General features: G+C 69.9%; 15 protein-coding genes. 3 read left to right on the forward strand and 12 right to left on the reverse strand.

What is annotated here, in order from left to right:
- Positions 1 to 9 precede the first annotated feature (9 nt).
- Both E1294_RS31555 and E1294_RS31560 read right to left on the reverse strand, forming a co-directional pair.
- Positions 10 to 672 carry a response regulator gene (locus tag E1294_RS31555; RefSeq protein WP_132514491.1) on the reverse strand — a complete coding sequence of 221 codons (663 nt, stop codon included), beginning with the start codon at positions 670 to 672 and terminating at the stop codon, positions 10 to 12.
- Positions 669 to 1,796 (reverse strand): sensor histidine kinase, encoded by a 1,128-nt coding sequence (locus E1294_RS31560; RefSeq protein ID WP_132514493.1) that lies wholly within the window; start codon positions 1,794 to 1,796, stop codon positions 669 to 671. The genes E1294_RS31555 and E1294_RS31560 overlap by 4 nt, the downstream gene beginning before the upstream one ends.
- A 211-nt stretch (positions 1,797 to 2,007) precedes the next feature.
- On the opposite strand from E1294_RS31560, the gene E1294_RS31565 reads away from it, so the two are divergent.
- Positions 2,008 to 2,418: a DUF6223 family protein gene (locus E1294_RS31565; RefSeq protein ID WP_132514495.1), complete on the forward strand. Its 411-nt coding sequence runs from the start codon at positions 2,008 to 2,010 to the stop codon at positions 2,416 to 2,418.
- A gap of 86 nt (positions 2,419 to 2,504) precedes the next feature.
- Here E1294_RS31565 and E1294_RS31570 read toward each other — a convergent pair whose 3' ends face one another.
- The 5 genes from E1294_RS31570 to E1294_RS31590 all read right to left on the reverse strand — a co-directional run bounded on the left by E1294_RS31570 (position 2,505) and on the right by E1294_RS31590 (position 8,485).
- Positions 2,505 to 3,719: a hypothetical protein gene (locus E1294_RS31570; protein WP_220448035.1), complete on the reverse strand. Its 1,215-nt coding sequence runs from the start codon at positions 3,717 to 3,719 to the stop codon at positions 2,505 to 2,507.
- Complete coding sequence (locus E1294_RS31575; protein WP_132514497.1) at positions 3,716 to 5,557, reverse strand: glycoside hydrolase family 2 protein; 1,842 nt, start codon at positions 5,555 to 5,557, stop codon at positions 3,716 to 3,718. The genes E1294_RS31570 and E1294_RS31575 overlap by 4 nt, the downstream gene beginning before the upstream one ends.
- A 65-nt stretch (positions 5,558 to 5,622) precedes the next feature.
- The gene (locus tag E1294_RS31580; RefSeq protein ID WP_132514499.1) at positions 5,623 to 6,480 is read right to left on the reverse strand and encodes a carbohydrate ABC transporter permease; all 858 of its coding nucleotides are present in this window, start codon (positions 6,478 to 6,480) and stop codon (positions 5,623 to 5,625) included.
- Positions 6,477 to 7,424 (reverse strand): carbohydrate ABC transporter permease, encoded by a 948-nt coding sequence (locus E1294_RS31585; protein ID WP_132514501.1) that lies wholly within the window; start codon positions 7,422 to 7,424, stop codon positions 6,477 to 6,479. Before E1294_RS31585 ends, E1294_RS31580 begins: the two co-directional genes overlap by 4 nt.
- Positions 7,421 to 8,485, reverse strand: coding sequence for a LacI family DNA-binding transcriptional regulator (locus tag E1294_RS31590; RefSeq protein ID WP_132514503.1), 1,065 nt, complete (start codon positions 8,483 to 8,485; stop codon positions 7,421 to 7,423). Before E1294_RS31590 ends, E1294_RS31585 begins: the two co-directional genes overlap by 4 nt.
- A 149-nt stretch (positions 8,486 to 8,634) precedes the next feature.
- Here E1294_RS31590 and E1294_RS31600 point away from each other — a divergent pair, with 149 nt between their 5' ends.
- Both E1294_RS31600 and E1294_RS31605 read left to right on the forward strand, forming a co-directional pair.
- Positions 8,635 to 10,083 carry an ABC transporter substrate-binding protein gene (locus tag E1294_RS31600; RefSeq protein WP_132514507.1) on the forward strand — a complete coding sequence of 483 codons (1,449 nt, stop codon included), beginning with the start codon at positions 8,635 to 8,637 and terminating at the stop codon, positions 10,081 to 10,083.
- 11 nt (positions 10,084 to 10,094) lie between these two features.
- Positions 10,095 to 11,561, forward strand: coding sequence for a sulfatase-like hydrolase/transferase (locus tag E1294_RS31605; protein ID WP_281284541.1), 1,467 nt, complete (start codon positions 10,095 to 10,097; stop codon positions 11,559 to 11,561).
- A gap of 36 nt (positions 11,562 to 11,597) precedes the next feature.
- Here E1294_RS31605 and E1294_RS31610 read toward each other — a convergent pair whose 3' ends face one another.
- The 5 genes from E1294_RS31610 to prcB form a co-directional block, all read right to left on the reverse strand.
- Positions 11,598 to 12,551: an FKBP-type peptidyl-prolyl cis-trans isomerase gene (locus E1294_RS31610; RefSeq protein ID WP_132514511.1), complete on the reverse strand. Its 954-nt coding sequence runs from the start codon at positions 12,549 to 12,551 to the stop codon at positions 11,598 to 11,600.
- Between the two features lie 92 nt (positions 12,552 to 12,643).
- Positions 12,644 to 14,002: a Pup--protein ligase gene (gene pafA / locus E1294_RS31615; RefSeq protein WP_103962987.1), complete on the reverse strand. Its 1,359-nt coding sequence runs from the start codon at positions 14,000 to 14,002 to the stop codon at positions 12,644 to 12,646.
- Between the two features lie 148 nt (positions 14,003 to 14,150).
- Positions 14,151 to 14,672, reverse strand: coding sequence for a hypothetical protein (locus E1294_RS31620; RefSeq protein ID WP_132514513.1), 522 nt, complete (start codon positions 14,670 to 14,672; stop codon positions 14,151 to 14,153).
- 692 nt (positions 14,673 to 15,364) lie between these two features.
- On the reverse strand, positions 15,365 to 16,153 hold the full coding sequence (gene prcA, locus E1294_RS31625) for a proteasome subunit alpha (RefSeq protein ID WP_132514547.1): 789 nt from the start codon (positions 16,151 to 16,153) through the stop codon (positions 15,365 to 15,367).
- A 21-nt stretch (positions 16,154 to 16,174) separates the two neighbouring features.
- Positions 16,175 to 17,023, reverse strand: coding sequence for a proteasome subunit beta (prcB, locus tag E1294_RS31630; RefSeq protein WP_132514515.1), 849 nt, complete (start codon positions 17,021 to 17,023; stop codon positions 16,175 to 16,177).
- Positions 17,024 to 17,080 lie beyond the last annotated feature (57 nt).

Here is a 17,080-nt window from a genome sequence, read left to right on the forward strand (position 1 = left end):
GCGTGGGGGTCAGGGGGTGCGCGGGGTGACCAGGCCGGACTCGTAGGCGAGGACGACGAGCTGGGCGCGGTCACGGGCATGGAGCTTGGCCATGGCCCGGTTGACATGGGTCTTCGCGGTCATCGGGCTGATCACCATGCGGTCGGCGATCTGGTCGTTGGACAGGCCCTGCGCGACGAGGACGACGGCCTCGCGCTCGCGCCTGGTCAGCTCTTTCAGCCCCGTGGCGGTCCCGGTGTGGAGCGGCTGGGTGACATATCGGTCGATCAGCTTGCGGGTGATCGACGGCGCGAGCAGCGCGTCTCCGCGCGCGGCGACGCGTACGGCGTGCAGCAGGTCGTCGGGCACGATGTCCTTGACGAGGAATCCGGCCGCGCCGGCGCGCAGCGCGTCGAAGACGTATTCGTCGAGGCCGTAGTTGGTCAGGATGACGACGCGCACCCCGGCCAGGGCCGGGTCGGCGGCGATGCGCCGGGTCGCCTCGATGCCGTCGACGACCGGCATCTGGATGTCGATGAGCGCGATGTCGGGCAGGTGCTCCTTGGCCAGGGCCAGACCCGCCTCTCCGTCGCCGGCCTCGGCCACCACCTCGATGTCGTCCTCGAGGTCGAGGAGGGCGCGGAATCCGCTGCGGATGAGCGGCTGGTCGTCGACCAGCAGGACACGGATCATGACGTCCGCTCCACGGGGAGCTCGGCTCGCACGGAGAACCCGCCCTCGCCGCGCGGTGCCGCCCGCAGCTCACCGCCGAGAGCGGTGACGCGTTCGCGCATCCCGAGCAGCCCGACGCCGGGCACCGGCACGAGGCCGGGCGCGGCCTTGCCGTCGTCATCGACCTGTATGAGGAGGGCGCCGGGCCGGTAGCCGATCCGGACCGACGCCGTCGCGGCGGCGGCGTGACGGGCGATGTTGGTCAGCGACTCCTGGACGATCCGGTAAGCGGTCCTGTCCACAGCCGCCGGCACGCCCTGGCGCCGCCCTTCGATGGTGAGCGTCGCCTCCAGGCCCGCCGTCCGGGCCCGCTCGACCAGTTCGGGGACCTGGTCGAGCCCGTGCGGCGGGCTCTTGTCGTCGTCGCGCAGCGTCTCCAGGGTCGCTCGCAGCTCCCTGGCCGCCTCACGGCCGGCCTCCCGGATCGCCAGCAGGGCCTCAGGCACCTGTTCGCCCCGCTTGCGTGCCACGTGGACGGCGACTTCCGCCTGCACCTTGATGATCGAGATCTGGTGGGTGAGCGAGTCGTGCAACTCTCGCGCGATGTGCAGCCGCTCCTCGTCGGCGCGGCGCCGCGCGGCCTCCTCCCGGGTGCGCTCGGCTTCGTCCGCCCGTCGCTCGGCCTGCCGCAGCGCTTCCCCCGCGGCGCCGGCCGCGATCAGCCAGGCCAGTTCGAGCGCGCCTCTGGCCTGCGCGAACGCCTCGCCCGTGTCGTGCAGGCCCGAGGCCATGGCCGCGAACGGCAGGGCGGCCAGCATGATCACGCTGGCCGCCACCGTGACGGTGCGGTGTCCCGCCCGTACGGCCGCGTACACCGCGAACAGGTACGCGATGGCGGGCACGTCGAAGCCGGCCGCCTGGTAACCCAGCGCGCACAGCCCGGTGACGGCCAGGATCGTGACCGGAGCCCGGCGGCGCGCGGCCAGCGCCAGGCCGCCGGCCGTCAGCAGCGCGTGGCCGAACAGGTCGGGTGAGGTGCCGGAGCGCTGCACCGACAGCCCGGTGACCAGCAGTGTCGCCGCCACGCCGAAGGCGATCGCCCCGTCCGTGACGGCTGACCGAACTCGGGACCGTCCTGTGCTCATGCGCGCACCTTAACCGGAAGCCGCCGCGAGTGGGTCCCGCGCGCGGATGACCGGCCGGCTACCGCGTCCGCGGTACCTTCGCGGCCGCTGCGGCGGCCACGGTAGCCGGCTGTGCCGCCGGTGGCAGCGCGTATTGCCCGCGTCCGCCGGACGACAGGCGGCGGGTCCTGCGGAGATGATCGGGCCACGTTTCGTCGCAAAGGAGTGCCTCATGCCCGTCCGACGTGTGCTTGCCGCTGCCGGAGCCGCCCTGGCCGGAGTGGTCTGGTCCGCCGCACCGGCGGCCGCCCACGCCCTGGCCGAGCCCGGCCCCGCCGGTCTCTACACTCTGAGCGCCGGCCGGCTCGGCGCCATCGTGGCCGCGCTGTCGGGGCTGGCCGGCATGGCACTCGGCGGGTGGGCCCTGCGCCGTCCCTCCGGCCGCGCCGGCTCGCGCAGAGCCGTCGCGGCCCTGGCGGCGGGGCTGGCCGGCATGGCACTCGGCGGGCTGGTGGTGGCCACCGCCGACGGCGGCCTCGGCACCGGCAACGGCCTGGGCGGGGGCATCGTGGCCCTCGTGGTGGGGCTGGCCGCCGCGGTCCTCGGCGGGCTGGCTCGCACCCGCTCCCGCCGCACCGGCTGACCGGCCGGACTCGCCGGGGCGGAGGAGCGGATCGACCTTCGGCGTCGTTTATCGCGGCCAGCACCGTGGCCACACACGCAGCGACGTCATCCGCGCCCACCGCGCTGCAGCGCCCGGAAGTCGTCGAGCCACGCGTGGCCGCGTCCCGTGGTGCCGTCGGACCACGGCCGCACCGTGTACGGGGCGAAGACGCAGTTGAGCACCCACGGCGGTTTGTCCGCGGCGAAGTTCTGCGACATCGGCAGGCCCTGGCGGTAGTCGCACGTGGCGACCGCCAGGCGGCCGGTTCCGCGAAACCTTCGCATCTGGTCGCCCAGGAAGGACTTCTGGCTCTCGTACCACGGGCTGGCGGACAGGAAGGCGTCCCATTCCTCCTGCGGGAACGGGCGGTGGGTGGCCTCCAGGATCACTTGCCAGACGCGGCTGTCGCGGGAGAGCCCGTAGTCGTCGGCGAACTTGGCCGGAATCTGGTCCTGCAGGTGGGCTTTCCAGTACCAGACGAGCGAGAACTCCGTGACCAGGAAGGTCTGCCCGGCGCGGAGCCTGGGCAGGATGTAGTCGAGGAACGGCTGTACGGCGTCGGGTGACGGGACGTGGGGATGGATGTCGACGCCGTCGATCTCGGGGGTCTGGCGGACGAACGTCATCCAGCGCTCGGTGGCGGCGGTCTGCCTGTCCGGCAGGTCGAGGCGGTTGAGCGCGCCCATGTAGAGCCGGGTGCGGCATCCTGCTCCGCAGTGCGCGGCGCGGTAGGCGATGACGTGGCGTGCGACGGTCTCGTAGAAGACGTTCAGCGGGTCGCCGCGGTCCTCGGGGCGGCTCTCGATGAACGGCTCGTTGCCGATCACCAGGATGTCGACGTGGTCCAGGACTTCGGCCAGCACCTGGTCCACGCGGGCCAGCACGGTCTCCATCTCCGCGGTGTCCGGGGCGGGGAAGACGGACTGGTTGTAGGGAAATTTCAGGTTCAGGATGATCCGGTAGCCACGTGCGTCGAGGTTCGCGATCATGCGGATGTTAGCGTTGCTGGCGAGCACGCCTTGGGCGGCGTCCGGCATCGGGAAGAAGCCCCGCACCCAGTCGGTCCGTCCGAGCTGGAGTTCGCGCACGTGCACGTTGGCGAGGAGCTGGTTGAAGTTCCCCCCGAGCGCGCCTAAGGCGGCGGACTCCCGCTGGGAGGCGGCCTCGGCCCGGTCGGGCTGGGCGAGCGCCGGGGTCGCTGACCCCAGGGCCGTGGACAGGCCGACCGCTCCTGACCCTTCGATGAAGCGGCGCCGGGACATCCCACGGGAACCGGTCACGGATGAACCTCCTGAGCACGTCGATGTGGATTGCTGCCGTGCCCGGCCTGCTCGATGGCGGCCGGCCGTTGTTGTGCCGCGCGGATCCGCGAGACGTCCAGCTTGTCCGTGCGGTCGAAGCGATAGATGCCGTTCTGTTCCTGGAAGACGTCGGTGAGCTGCGTGTAGCAGTAGCCGAACATCCGGGGGTCGTTCAGCAGGACCGCGACCAGCCCGGCGAACCGCTGCTGGAGCTCCTCCTCGGTCGCGGGGCGTTCGCCGTATCCCCAGGAGCTCTCCCCGGGGCGCGCGTCCGGGTTCCACCAGATGCCACCGAACTCGCTGCAGAAGTACGGCTGGCCGCGGTACGGCACCGACCATGCCGTGCCGTCGCGATCGGCGTTGACGAACGGCTCCCCGTCGGCCAGACCCGCCATCAGATTGCCGAGCACCTCGGGATCCTGCTCGTAGCAGTGCGAGTCGTAGACGTCGGCGCCGGGAACCCGGTGCGCGTAGCCGGACGCGTCGACCACCGGGCGCGTGGGGTCGGCCGCCTTCGTGGCCAGGTACATCCCCCGGGTGACGTCGTCGAGCACCGTGATCTGGTCGTGCAGCCGCTGCCAGGTCTCGTTGAGCGGACACCAGCCGACGATGGACGGGTGGGAGTAGTCGCGCTCGACCGCCTCCAGCCACTGGGTCACGAACGACGCGGTCGGCTGCTGGTTGTGGCCGGGCGGCCCGGTGGCATTGGATCCCCAGTCCCCGAACTCTCCCCAGACCATGAGACCCGCCCGGTCGGCGTGGTAGAGGTACCGCTCCTCGAACACCTTCTGGTGCAGCCGGGCACCGTTGAACCCCGCGGCCATGGTCAGCTCGATATCGCGGCGCAGGGCCTCGTCGGTGGGCGCGGTCATCAGGCCGTCGGGATAGTAGCCCTGGTCGAGTACGAGCCGCTGGAAGCGGACCTCGCCGTTGAGCAGGACGGCGAGGCCGTCGATGGCGAACGAGCGGAGCCCGGCGTAGCTCTCGGCGGTGTCGACCACGGCGCCGTCGGCGTCGAGCAGTTCGATGCGCAGGTCGTACAAATGCGGATCTTCCGGGCACCACAGCCGTACCCGGTCATCCGGCAGCGGCAGCCACACCTCGGCGGCGAGGTCGAGGTCGGCCCGTGTCTGCGCCTGCGCGAGGGCGCCGGTCTGGTCGGACACCGTCACCCGGACGCGGTGCCCGGCTCGGTTGGCCGACACCGGCACGGTGACCCGCAACGCGGACGCCGCGACGTTCGGCGTGATCCGCGGCCGGCCGAGGTGCGGGTCGGGCACGGGCTCGCACCACACCGTCTGCCAGATGCCGGTGGTGCGTCCGTAGTGCGCGCCGCGGCCGCGGTAGGTGATCGCCTGCTTGCCACGCGCCTGAGGGCCGCTTCGGGGGTCCCGGGCGCGCACGACAACGGTGTACGTGTGCGCCGGGTCGGCAGCGGCGGCCAGGTCACAGGTGAACGGGGTGAACCCGCCCCGGTGCCGGCCGGCTTCGACACCGTCCACCCACACCGTGGCGTCATGGTCCACCGCCTGGAAGTGCAGCAGCACCCGCCGCCCGGCCCAACCTTCCGGCACGCGGACGGTACGGCGGTACCAGACGGCAGGATGGAAGTCCGGGTCGCCGATGCCCGACAGCGGTGCTTCCGGGCAGAACGGCACGACGATCTCCCCGGTCAGGTTCCGGTCGGGCAACCCTCGCTCCAGCCCGGAGTCGCCGGGATCCATCTCGAACTGCCACGTTCCGTTCAGGCACTGCCACTCAGCCCGGACGAACTGCGGACGCGGGTACTCCGGGCGGGGGATGGCGGTCTCAGGCACAATGCTCACTTTCTCGGCTCACGCTCTCGCTGTGGCAGGTGGTGGGGACGGGCGGCGGGCGATGGTCAGGACTTGACGGCACCGGCGATGCCCTCGACGAAGTGGCGCTGCAGGGCGATGAACAGTGCGACGACCGGCAGCAGCGAGATCGTCGCCGCGGCGGCCATGCCCGACCAGTCGGTGCCGTTCTCGCCGACGAACGCGAGCATTCCGACGCTGACGGTACGCAGGTCGGGCCGGGAGAACGTGAAGACCAGCGGCAGGAAGAACGCGTTCCAGGTGGACAGGAAGGTGAGCACGGTGACCGTGGCCGTCACCGGCTTGGCCAGCGGCAGCATGATGCGGAAGAACACGGTCGCGAACCCGGCGCCGTCGATGAGCGCGCTCTCCGTCAGCTCTTTGGGCAGGCCGCGGAAGTATCCGACGTAGAGCAGGACCGCGGCCACGTGGGCACCGCCCGACATCGCCACGATCATGCCGGTCAGCGAGTTCAGCATCCCGAGCCGCTGGGCAAGGTCGACCAGCGGGATGATGGTGTATCCGGCGGGAACGAACAGGGTGGCGACCAGGACGCCCATGACGATCCGGCGCCCGCGGAACTCGTGGCGGGCGATGACATAGCCGGCCATGGCGCACCTGACGACCACGATCACCACTGTGGCCACCGTGACGATCACGGTGTTGAGCAGGTACGTCCCGAACTTCGCGCTTCCCCACGCGCGCTCGAAGTTCTCCCACACCGGGTCGCCGGGCAGCAGGTCGAGCCCTTTGGTGAACACCTCGGCCGAAGTCTTCAGCGACGCGGAGACCATCCACAGGAACGGGTAGATCCAGATCAGGCAGCCGATGGCGAGCGCGGCGGCGGCCAGCCACCAGGGCAACCGGCGTAGCGTTCCGCGCCAGGTCCGGCGGGTGGGGCTCATGTCACCCTCCTGGCCCGGCGGGTGGCGCGAAGCGCGAGCAGCTGCAGCAACCCGACAAGGCAGACGAACAGCCCGAACAGGACGGCGGCCGCGGACGCGTACCCGAGGCGGGGGATCGTCGCGGCGAAGGCCCACCGGTAGATGTAGACCTCGATCACCTCGGTCGAGTAGAACGGGCCGCCCCCGGTCATGGTCAGGACCAGGTCGAAGACCTGCAGCGACGCCTCGATCGACAACAGGGTGATGATGATGAGGAAGGGCTTGAGCAGGGGCACGGTGATGTACCGCAGCGTGGCCAGGCCACCGGCTCCGTCGAGGCGCGCCGCCTCGTACACCTCGTTCGGCACGGTCTGCAACGCGGCCAGCCAGTAGACCAGGGTGATGCCGAACCACTTCCACACGTACACGCCGATCGTCGTGCCCAGCGCCGTCGAGGACTGCCCGAGAAAGTCGACGCCGTCCGGCGCCAGCCCGACCTCGCGCAAGGCGAGGTTCACCGGGCCGCTGGCCGGGTCGAAGACGAACTGCATGACCACGCCGATGATCGCCGTGGTGGTGACCACCGGCAGGAACAGCGCGGTACGGAACAGCCTGCGCAGCGGCATGCGGGGCGAGTTCAGGAGGATCGCGAGCAGCAGGGTGGCCAGGACCTGGATCGGCACCGCGACGACCATGAACGTCAAGGTCAGCCGGAACGAGCTCCAGAACATCGGGTCGGCGAGGACCTCGCGGTAGTTGGCCACACCGATGAACGACGGGCTCGCGTCGAATCCGTTCCAGTCGGTGAGCGAGTACAGGTAGCTGCCGACGATCGGGTAGACGGTGAACGCCCCGTACAACAGCACGGTCGGGGTCAGGAACAGCCAGACGAACGTGGTGCCGCTGGAGCGGCGCGTTCGCGGCGGGCCGGCGAATGCCCGCGCGGGGGGTGTGGCGACCGTCATCCGCGCCCCTCGGGAGCGGCCCGCCCGGGGATGCCCGTGGTGCTCTCGCCGACCACCAGGCGCCATGGCGCCTCCAGCTGGACAGGCGGGCTCGGGTCACCCGCGACGCGCTCCAGCAGCCGGGTCACGGCGAGCTCGGCGATCCGCTCCTTGTCGGGCGCGATGGTGGTCAACGCCGGGGTGGCGAACCGGCCCTCGTCAATGCCGTCGAACCCGACGACGGCGACGTCCTCCGGCACCCGCAGCCCCCGGGACAACACCGCCCGCACCGCCCCTATGGCGAGCAGGTCGTTGTAGCAGAACACCGCGTCCGGCGGCTCCGCCAGAGCGAGCAGGTGGTCCATCGCGCGCCGGCCGTCGTCGCGCTGGTAGCGCCTCACCTTCACGGTGAGCTCGGGCCGGATGGGCAGCCCCGCCTCGGCCAGCGCCTGCGCGTATCCGGCCGACCGATGCGCCGAGGTCTCCCTCCGCAGCCGGTTGGGCGCCGCCGTGGTCTCCGTCCGCGGCAGGTGGGGCACTCCGATGGCGGCGATCCGGGTCCGGCCCAGCGAGATCAGGTGCGCCGTGGCAGCCCGGGCGGCGGCGGTGTCGTCGATGGCGACGTGGTCCACGCCGTCCACCCGCATCTCGCCCAGCATCACCGCCGGGCACCTGCCCCCCCAGCTGCGCAGCTCGTCCTCGGTCAGACCGAGCGGGCTGAAGATGAACCCGTCGAAGAGGGCCGACCGGTCCCGCCGCATGACGATCTGCCGCTCCCGTTCCGCAACCCCCTCGGTGCGGTCGATGAGCACCGTGTACCCGCGCTCCTCGGCCCGGTCCACCACGTGGGCGGCCAGCTCGGTGAAGTACGGCACGTCCAGCGGCAACACGAGGGCCAGCAGGTTGGACCGCCCTCGGTTCAGGCTGCGCGCCGCGACATTGGGACGGTAGTCCAGTTCGTCCAGGGCCCGCTGCACCTGGGCGCGGGTCTCCTCGGACACGTAGGCGAAGTTGTTCACGACGTTGGAGACGGTCCGCACCGAGACTCCCGCCAGCCGCGCAACATCACGTTGTGTCACCACGGTCGTTCAACCTCCAAGCCGATGCCACCGAGTTGAAAGAGAGTCTTGCCGCGCGGCATGCCGCGTGGCAAGAATGACTTTGCCACGCGGCAACAATGTTCAACAAGCCGTTCACGGCCGCGGGGTGGAAGGCAGGACCGATGAGTGCGATGACTCGGCGAGGATTCCTCGGCGCGGCGGGCACCCTGGCCGCCGCGGCGGCGACCGGGGCGTGCGGCGGAGGCGGTGCCGGCACCGGTGCCGGCGGCAAGTCGCTGACCTGGTGGGACCATCAGAAACAGCTCCAGAAGACGAAGACGGACATCTTCGCCAAGTTCGCCAAGAGCCCAGGCGGCGTCCCCGTCCAGTACACGAACTACAACCCCGCGAAGATGGGCCAGGCGCTGCAACTGGCCAAGCAGAGCAATCAGCTCCCGGACATCCACTCCAACGCCGGCCTCTCCCTGCCCGCCGCGGCGCTCGTCGCCGCCGGCTGGGCGCAGCCGCTGAATCTCAGCGACGAGGCCAAGGCCCGGGTCCAGGACTCCCTCATCGACGGCGTGCACGTCTTCGACGGCAAGATCTACGCGTTTCCGGTCTTCAGCCATCAGGTCTACGTCGCCGTCCAGTGGTTCAACACCGAAATGGTGCAGCGGGCAGGGCTGAATCCGCAGGCGCCACCGAAGACCTACGACGAGTTCAGGGCCGCGGCCCGCGCGGTGCAGAGCGCGGCCGGCGGCGACGCGTACGGCTGGGTGTGGAACATCGGCATGCCGGACCGGCTGACCGAGCAGGTCAACAACATGGCGCAGGCGGCCGGGTTCGCCGGGGGCGGCGGAGTGCGGTACGAGAGCGGCGAGTTCGCCTTCCACGACGACGCCTACCTCAAGGTGATCGAGTTCCTGGTCTCACTGCGTCAGGACAAGGTGCTGGTGCCGGGGGCGAACTCCTGGCACGACGACGTCGCACGGGCCCGGTGGACCGCCGGGGTGGCGGCATACTACTTCGATGGCCCGTGGTGCCCCGGCGTGGTGCTGAAGGACAACCCCGAGTTCGGCAAGAAACTCGGGGTGGGGCCGATGCTGGTGCCCGACGCGGGCACCCCTGTGGTCACATATCACGTGCCACAGCCCGGAGACTACTGGTTGTCACCGACGAGCAAACAGGCCGCGGCGGCGAACACCCTCCTGAGCGACTACTTCACCACGGAGGAGTACTCACGCCAGGTCGCCGGCTCCATGTCGCAGCCCCCGCGCGACATGTCCGCGGTCGACCAGTCCGAGGCGCACCCCGCGTACAAGCAGCTGATCGGCTGGTTCAAGGAGAGCGTCTTCCTCGCCCCTTATCCGATCGCCGGCAACAAGGACCTCCAGAAGGTGGACATCGAGGCGAAGCCGGTGCGCCCCACCCTCGGTGACATCGTCCAGGGTGCGCTCACCGGCGATGTCACCGACGTCCGCGCGGCGCTGACCAAGCTCTCCGGCGACAGCGCCAAGCAGCGGGACCTGGCGATCGCGGCGGCCAGGAGTAAGGGCGCGCAGGTCAGCCTGGACGACTACGCCTTTTCCAACTGGCAACCGCGGAAGGACTACCTCAAGCCGATGTACGAACAGCGTTAGAGGACCATCCTGTGAAGCGACCGAACATCGTACTGATCATGACCGATCAGCAGCGTGCCGACTGGACAGCCGCGAGCGGCTTCCCCCTGGACACCATGCCCTTCCTCGACGGGCGGATGGACACCGGCGTCCAGTTCCGGCGGGCGTACACCACGTCCCCCCTGTGCGTGCCCGCCCGAATCAGCCTGCTCACCGGACGGTACCCGTCAGCGCACCGGGTCCGGCAGAACAGTGCCGCCGAGCACGTGCTGCGCGGAGCAGACCTGGTGGACGTGCTGCGTGACGCCGGCTACGCGCTGCACCTGGCCGGCAAGACACATTTCCACCGCAAGCCCGCCGACTTCGACACGTTCGCCGCACCGTACTGGCACAATCGCGGCCCGGCCGGCGCGGCAACGCCCGAGCAGGCGACATTCGAGGAATGGCTCACCGCGCTCGACCACTCGGTCAGCCATGAGCCGACGCCGTTCCCGCTGGAGTGCCAGTTCCCGCACCGGATCGTCACCGACGCGATCGACGCGATCGATGGCACGCCCGCCGACCGGCCATTCTTCACCTGGCTGTCGTTCCCGGAACCGCACAACCCCTACCAGGTCCCGGAGCCGTACTTCAGCCTCTTCGGGCCGGACCAGGTGCCCGACCGGCGGGCCGGGCCCGACGCCGCCGTGCGCAAGGGCGGCACGTACACGTGGCTGCGCCGGCTGACCGAGGAGAAACGGCCCGGCTACGACGCCGAATGGCGGCGCTACCGCGCCAACTACTGCGGGATGCTCCGGCTCATCGACGACCAGCTCCGCCGGTTCTTCACGCACCTGCGCGAGATCGGGCGGGACGGGGACACGCTGGTGTTCTTCGTCGCCGACCACGGCGACTACGCCGGTGACTACGGCCTGCAGCGCAAGGGCGCCGGCATGCCGGAGTGCCTGATGCGCATCCCGTTCGCCGTGGCCGGGCCGGGCGTGCGGCCGATGGCCAACATCACCGACTTCGTCTCGCTCGCCGATCTGTTCCCGACGGTCTGCGACGCCCTCGACGTCGAGATCCCACCCGGCGTCCAGGGCCGCAGCCTGTGGCCCATGCTCACCGGGGAGCCCTACCCGGCCGAGGAGTTCGCGAGCGGCTACGGTGAACGCGGGTTCGGCGGGCTGTCGTACGCCGTCGACGAGCGCCCCCCGTTGCACTTCCCCTACGAAGGGCGCACCTTCGACGAGCTCAACACCGTCACCCAGGCCGGCACGACGGTGATGCTCCGGCGCGCGCGGTGGAAGCTGCTGCTGGACGAGCGCGGCGCCGGGGAGCTCTACGACCTGGACGCCGACCCCGCGGAGCTGGACAACCGGTACGACGATCCCGCGGTCGCCGGAGTCCGCGCCGACCTCACCACCGATCTCGCGCGCTGGATGATCCGTGTCAGGGACGACCTGCCCCAGGCGGTCTACACGCTCAAACGCTCACCGCACAACTGGAGCGGGGCATAGCCGGGCTCATGTTTCCGTCCGGCGCCGTGGTGCCGATCAGTAGGCGCCCAGGACGTCCACCACGAACACCAGGGTGCTCTTGGCGGGGATGCCCTGCTGCTCCTGGTCGCCGTAGCCGAGGTCCGGCGGGATGCTCATCACGAGCCGGCTGCCGACCGGCACCCCGGCCAGGCCCTGCTGCCAGCCCTGAATCACCTGGCCGAGCGGGAACTCGGCCGGCTGGCCGCGGTCCCAGCTGGAGTCGAACTTCTTGTCGGTTCCCCAGATCTTGCCCGTGTAGTGGACGGTGAGCGTCTGGGTGGGCTTCACCTTCTCGCCGGTGCCCTTGATGACCGTCTTGACCTCGAGCTTCGCCGGCGGCTTGGCGTCGGTCTTCGTGGTCAGCTCGGGAGCCTTCTCGCCGCCGGGATTGTCGACCTTGACGCCCTTGATGGTGTCGCCGGTCTCCTTGCCGCTGGCCACCTTGAGCGCCGGCGGCTGGGTGCCGACCACGTCGAACACGAACACCTTGGTCGGCTGGGCGGGCGCCGCCTGCTGCTGGGGAGCGGCGTCGTTGGCCAGCACGGCCAGCAGCCGGCCGCCCTTCTTGACCTTGGTGAAGCCCTCTTGCAGGACCTTCGGCAGCTGCTCGTTGACCGGAATCGTCTCGGGCGCCTTGGTGTCGTACGAGGAGCCCTGCACGGCGTTGCCCTGGCCGTCCCAGTTGTAGACGGTAAGGTTGACGATCACCCGGTCGCCCGCCTTGATCCCGTCGCCGTCGCCGGCCTGAATCACCTTGTACGACGACGTGGTGGCGGGCGAGCCGGACGGGAAGGTCACCGTGGGCTTGGCGCCCACGGTCCCCGCGACCGACACCTTGGCCCCGTCGGCCGGCGCGGCGCTGGAGGTGGCGCTGGACGTGGCGCCGGAGTTCGCGCCGTCATCGGAGCCGCACGCGGCGGCGAAAAAGAGCAATGGCACGGCGGCCGAAACGGCCAGAGCGCGGCGCATGAATTTCCCTCGGAAAAGACGTCAGATTCGCGTCACACTACCCGACGCTCAGGTAGGGCCGGGGTAAACGCGGCACCACGCTCTGGCACGGGTCACATGCCGGCGATGAGCTTGTCGACCCGCTCGTCCACGCTGCGGAACGGGTCCTTGCACAACACCGTGCGCTGCGCCTGGTCGTTGAGCTTGAGATGCACCCAGTCGACGGTGAAGTCGCGCCGCTTCTCCTGCGCCTTGCGGATGAACTCACCGCGCAACCGCGCCCGCGTCGTCTGCGGCGGCACCGACTTGGCCTCGAAAATCTTCAGGTCGGACGCCACCCGCTCGACAGACCCGCGCTTCTGCAGCAGGTAGAACAGGCCGCGCTTGCGGTGCACGTCGTGATAGGCCAGGTCGAGCTGCGCCACCCGCGGCGAGGACAGCGGCAGGTCGTACTTCTTCCTGTAGCGCTCGATCAGCTGGTATTTCGTCACCCAGTCGATCTCCCGCGAAACCAGGTCGAGGTTGCCGGTGTCGACCGCGTGCAGCGTGCGCTCCCACAACTCCAGCACCCGGTGGGCGATGGCGTCACCGCCGCGGCGGTCGACGAAGTCCTTCGCCTTCGACAGGTATTCCTGCTGGATCTCCAGGCTGGAGGCCTCGCGCCCGTTGGCCAGGCGCACCCTGCGCCTGCCCGTCATGTCGTGCGAGACCTCGCGAATCGCCCTGATCGGGTTTTCCAGCGACAGGTCGCGCATCACCGTGCCCGACTCGATCATGCGCAGCACCAGGTCGGTGGCGCCGACCTTGAGCAACATCGTGGTCTCGCTCATGTTGGAGTCGCCCACGATGACGTGCAGGCGGCGGAACCGCTCGGCGTCGGCATGCGGCTCGTCGCGGGTGTTGATGATGGGCCTGGACCGGGTGGTGGCGCTGGAGACGCCCTCCCAGATGTGCTCGGCCCGCTGCGAGACGCAGTAGACGGCACCGCGCGGCGTCTGCAGCACCTTGCCGGCCCCGCACACGATCTGCCGCGTCACCAGGAACGGGATCAGCACGTCGGCCAGCCGCCCGAACTCCCCGTGCCTGCCCACGAGATAGTTCTCGTGGCAGCCGTAGGAGTTGCCGGCGGAGTCGGTGTTGTTCTTGAACAGATAGATGTCACCGGCGATGCCCTCTTCACGCAGCCGCTTCTCGGCGTCCACGAGCAGGCCCTCGAGAATACGCTCGCCCGCCTTGTCGTGGGTGACGAGCTCGATGACGTTGTCACACTCAGGTGTTGCGTATTCAGGGTGGCTGCCCACGTCGAGATAGAGACGTGCGCCGTTGCGGAGGAAGACGTTGCTCGATCGGCCCCAGGACACGACCCGCCGGAACAAGTAGCGCGCGACCTCGTCGGGCGACAACCTGCGCTGCCCCCTGAACGTGCAGGTCACGCCGTACTCGTTCTCCAGCCCGAAGATGCGACGATCCATCACCTCACACTATGCCCACGGATCGGCATGCGGGAGAGATCTTCGCAGGTGTTTTCCCGCACGCGCCCCACGGGGTGTCCTGTTGACCGGGCGTTTACGGCGTTCGTCCCGCGCCCGCCCCCTCGGGGCGCGGGTCACACGGCTCAGGTCAAGGGGTGTAGATCTCCTGCACCTTGACGATCCGCCCCTTGTAGACGGTGATGAGGGCGGAATGGCCGTGGACCTTGTGCCGCTTGATCAGCGTGGCCCTGTTGCAGCGCTTGGCGCCGAGACCGGTCTTACGGTTGACCGTCAGATCCGACATCCTCGCCTTGCACCCGTACGCCGACAGGAACACCGCGTCCTTCGCGATCGGCGAGGCGTACGCCATGACGTACCCCTCGGGCGGGCCGTCGAAGTGCCCCGCGGTGTGGGTGCCCTTCTTCCACTTGATGGGCTCGTACTCGGCCACGACGCCGCGCACGTCGGTGATCCGGCCGCGCAGGATGCCGTTGTGGCGGGAGTGGATGCGCTTGGTGAAATCATGCTTCGGGTCGGCCTGGAAGGTCGTGCCAAAGGTCTTGGGCGCCTTGTACTTCGGGTAGGCGGCCGCGTCGGCGGCACCGCCGGAGGCCAGCACCACGACCGCGGCCGCTGCGGCCACGAGGGTGCCGCGCAGGGAAGTGTTCATGGAAGCTGAGATCTTCGATGGCCCTCTGAAGTTCACCCCCAGCCATTGTGAAACAGGTCACACCACACAAGACCAACCCGCACTACGGGCTGTGTCCCGCTACGGGCTTTGGCCCGCACCACAGACGCGTCCTGCAGCACAGACACGTCCTGCACCAGGGGCACCGCCACGCACCACGCGCGTCGGGCAGGCCACAGGCGTCGACCACGCCACGAACCTTCAGCGCGCTACAGGCGCCGCACCACACCGCAGACGCCGGGCCACACTGCAGCGCCGCACCGCACCACGGGCACCGGAAGCGCACCAGGGGCACCACATCACGCCACGCACCGCAGGCACCCCCGCACTACGGACACCGGGCCGCGTGCGGGACGGAGGGGGCAACCCCGCACGACGTTAAGTGACCGTCGCACATCATCCGCTACGGCGACGTGCCCGCCACCAGCCACGCGGCACCAGCGGCGGAACCGCCACGGGCCACCCGGTACGACGGCGGGGCCGCCAGGGGCCACGCGGGCAGCTGGGTCCCCAGAAGCCACCGCCGCACTGGGTCCCCTGGGGCCACCGTGCGGCGGTGGGTCGCCAGGGGTCGCGCGGCGGTGGGACCGCCAGAGACGGCGGCGGCAGAGAGCCGCCCGGTGCCCGGCTGCGGCGGCGGGGACCGCCGTGGCAGGTCCCCGCGTGAAACCGGGTTACAGCGGCGAGGAGCCGTCGTCCACGTCGCCGTCCGGACCCGTGGGTGGCGGCGTTTCCTTGCCCTCGTCGGCGGGAGGCGTGGGCGGGGAGGCCGGTGGGGTGGTCGTCTGGGCGAGCAGCCGCTCCAGCCGCGCCCCCGTCAGCCGGAGGAACTTGCGGTGCTCGCGGTTGCGGTCGAGCACCGCCACCTCCAGCTGCGCCACCGGCGGCCGCTCGCCGCCCGGCTCGGTGAGCGCCGTCAGCGCCACCTCCAGCGCGTCGGCCAGCGACATCGACTCGCGGTAGCGCTCCTTCAGCCGGGCCGCCACCGCTTCGGCCTGGCCGCCCATCGCCGCGAAGCCGTGCTCGTCGAAGACGGACCCGTCGAACGTCAGCCGGTAGATCGCGTCGCCGTCTTTGGTCTCGCCCACTTCGGCGACGACGACCTCCACCTCGAGCGACTTGATCGACTCGGTGAAGATGCGGCCCAGGTTGGAGGCGTAGAGGTTGGCCAGGCCGCGTCCGGTCACGTCGGAGCGGTCGTAGGTGTAGCCGTTGATGTCGGCGTAGCGGATGCCACCGAGCCGCAGCTCCTCGAACTCGTTGTAGCGCCCGACCGCGGCGAACCCGATGCGGTCGTAGATCTCGCTGATCTTGTGCAGCGCCCGCGACGGGTTGGGCGCCACGAACAGGATGCCGTCGACGTACTGCAGCACGACGACGGACCGGCCCCGCGCGATGCCCTTGCGCGCGTAGTCGGCCTTGTCCCGCATGATCTGCTCAGGGGACGCATATCCAAAAGGCATGGACACGTGCGGTGGTCCTTTCTAGCGCAGCGGGGCGATGGGGCCGTCGGGCGAGATCAGACGGGCTTCGAGCATCTGTTCCACGTAGGAGGAGACCTGCTCGTCGGTCAGCCGGCGGAAACCGTCGGCGTCGATCAACGCCACGACCGGCCAGATCTTCCTGCTCACGTCGGGCCCGCCGGTGGCAGAATCGTCGTCGGCGGCGTCGTAGAGCGCCTGGATGAGCGTCATCACCATGTCGTCGGACGACGCGCCCTCGCGGTAGAGCTTCTTCAGCGACCCGCGAGCGAAGATCGAACCGGACCCGATCGCGTCGAACCGCTCCCGCTCGTAGGGGCCGCCCGCCACGTCGTAGCTGAAGATGCGGCCTTCGTCCTTGTCGGGGTCATAGGCGGCGAACAGCGGCACCACCACCAGCCCCTGCATCGCCATGGCGAGGTTGCCCCTGATCATGGTCGCGAGCCGGTTGGCCTTGCCGGCCACCGACATCGTGCGGCCCTCGAGCTTCTCGTAGTGCTCCAGCTCGACGCGGTAGAGGCGGGCGAACTCGAGGCCCGTGCTGGCCGTGCCCGCGATGCCCATGCACGAGTAGTCGTCGGCGCGGAACACCTTCTCCACGTCGCGCTGGGAGATGATGTTGCCCGACGTCGCCCGACGGTCGCCGGCCATGATCACGCCACCGGCGAAGGTGGCGGCCACGATCGTGGTCGCGTGCGGGACCTGATCGCCGATCGGGGTGGCCAGAACCTTGTCCCGCTGTGGCAGCAACTCGGGCGCATATGAACTGACAAACTCCGAGAACGAGGAGTTCCCCGTGTTCCGGAAAAGATGGTTCACCAAGCCGACGGGCAGATCCCTGTGCGATGCCACGCGACTCCCTCCAAACGTCAGTGTTCCTAGGGCGACCCTACTCATGTTGGGTTGCTG

Source organism: Nonomuraea diastatica, assembly GCF_004349015.1.
GTDB lineage: Bacteria > Actinomycetota > Actinomycetes > Streptosporangiales > Streptosporangiaceae > Nonomuraea > Nonomuraea diastatica.